General features: G+C 69.5%; 2 protein-coding genes. One reads left to right on the top strand and one right to left on the bottom strand.

The window, feature by feature from the left end:
• The coding region (locus BFF77_RS10460; RefSeq protein ID WP_245703345.1) for a YhjD/YihY/BrkB family envelope integrity protein at positions 1 to 1,062 on the bottom strand (1,062 nt) is incomplete at its 3' end.
• A gap of 104 nt (positions 1,063 to 1,166) precedes the next feature.
• Between BFF77_RS10460 and BFF77_RS10455 the strand changes: the two genes are divergently transcribed.
• The coding region (locus BFF77_RS10455) for an acyl-CoA dehydrogenase family protein (protein WP_066946797.1) at positions 1,167 to 2,285 on the top strand (1,119 nt) is incomplete at its 3' end.

Below are 2,285 nucleotides of genomic sequence, written 5' to 3'. Positions count from 1 at the left end.
GCCGTAGATGGTCGGGCCCTCGACCGTGCTGGTCAGATAGATACGGAGCAGAAAACTGCCCAGCACCCACATCCCCAGCGCCACCAGGGCGCCCGGCGCGTCCTCCATCCAGCGACGGGACCTGGCCGGGACCGAGACATGGTAGAGCGTGGTCAGAAAGGCGATGGAGAGCAATATGACCACCGGCCAGTACAGCACGCTCACCACCGCCGTGCCCCAGGGGACGAGTTCGACCACCCGGTCGGGGCCGACCACCGCCAGCGGCAGCACCACCGCGCCGATCGCCGTACTGCTCTGGATCGGTGTCTCCGCGTTCGCGGTCCTGGTGGGCGCGGCCAGCGAGCCGTAGATGGTCGGGCCCTCGACCGTGCTGGTCAGATAGATACGGAGCAGAAAACTGCCCAGCACCCACATCCCCAGCGCCACCAGGGCGCCCGGCGCGTCCTCCATCCAGCGACGGGACCTGGCCGGGACCGAGACATGGTAGAGCGTGGTCAGAAAGGCGATGGAGAGCAATATGACCACCGGCCAGTACAGCACGCTCACCACCGCCGTGCCCCAGGGGACGAGTTCGACCACCCGGTCGGGGCCGACCACCGCCAGCGGCAGCACCACCGCGCCGATCAGCAGCGCCACCAGGAAGAGCAGAAAGGCGAGCAGCCGGGTCGCGACGATGCCGCGTCGGCCGTCGAGTCCGTACATCACGGTGATGGTGTCGACGAAGACATTGACCGCCCGGGAGCCCGACCAGAGCGCGATCGCGAAACCGAGCGAGATCACATCGGGGCGTCCGCCCTTGGTGATGTCGTCCAGCAGCGGTTTGGCGATCTGGTTGACCCCGCGGTCGGAGAGCACCGTGCCGACCGCGCCGAGGATGTTCTTCTCGATCGAGGCGACGGTGGCGGTGCTGGTCCAGTCGTCGACATAGCCGAGCAGCCCGATGAGGCCGAGCAGCAGGGGCGGCAGCGAGAGCAGCGTGAAGAACGCCGCCTCGGCCGCGAGGCCCAGCACCCGGTACTCGATGCACGAGTTGACGGTGTCCTTCAGCAGCAGCCAGGCCATCCGCCGCATCGATACGTTGCGGTAGAGGACTCGGGCCCGGTGGAGTCGACCCGCCGGCCGCTCGGGTGTTTCTTTTGCTGCCTGCACCTCCTTACCGTATCGGCATGGCAGCCACCACCCACACAGTGACCAATCAGGTTCCGCCCCTGGTCGGGTACGACGTCTTCAACGCCGACCGGGCCCTCGCGGAGGGCGTGGAGCGGCACAGCGCACCCGCTCTGCTGGACGAGACCCGGGCGGAGCTGACGGCGCTCGGCCGCACCGCCGGATCCGCGGCGGCCCAGGAGTGGGGAGCGCAGGCCAACGAGTTCCCGCCGAAGCTGCGCACGCACGACCGCTACGGCAACCGGATCGACGAGGTCGACTTCCATCCGGCCTGGCATCAGGTGCTGGGACAGGCCGTCTCCGCCGGGCTGACCGACGCCTGGGGCAGACCGGGCGGGCATCTGCGCCGAGCGGCCGGCTTCTTCGTCTGGACACAGGTGGAGGCCGGGAACGGCTGTCCGGTGTCGATGACCCATGCCGCGGTGCCCGCGCTGCGCGCCGAGCCGGATCTCGCGGCCGAGTGGGAGCCGAGGCTGACCTCCCACCGCTACGAGCCGGGGCTGCGGCCGGCCGCGCGGAAGGCCGGCGCGCTCTTCGGGATGGGCATGACCGAGAAGCAGGGCGGCAGCGACGTACGCGCCAATACGACGGGCGCACGACCGCTGGACACAGAGGGCGAGTATCTGCTCACCGGACACAAGTGGTTCTGTTCCGCGCCGATGTGCGACGGTTTTCTCGTACTGGCGCAGGCGCCCGGCGGGCTGACCTGTTTCCTGGTGCCCCGGGTCCTGGACGACGGGACGCGCAACGTGTTCCTGATCCAGCGGCTCAAGGACAAACTGGGCAACCGGTCCAACGCGTCGGGCGAGGTGGAGTTCGACGGCACGTGGGCCAGGCGGGTCGGCGAGGAGGGCCGCGGTGTGCGCACCATCATCGAGATGGTCGCGGCGACCCGGCTCGACTGTGTGCTCGGATCGGCCGCGCTGATGCGGCAGTCCGTGGCACAGGCGGTGCATCACGCCACCTACCGCGAGGCGTTCGGCGGTGCGCTGATCGACAAGCCGCTGATGCGGAACGTACTGGCCGATCTGGCACTGGAGTCGGAGGCGGCGACGACACTGGCGCTGCGGCTGGCGTCGGCGTACGACGTGATCGGGAGCGGTGGCGGGGGCGGGGGC

It is taken from the genome of Streptomyces lushanensis, assembly GCF_001700515.1.
Lineage (GTDB): Bacteria > Actinomycetota > Actinomycetes > Streptomycetales > Streptomycetaceae > Streptomyces > Streptomyces lushanensis.
This window is presented reverse-complemented; position numbering and strand designations above follow the sequence as displayed.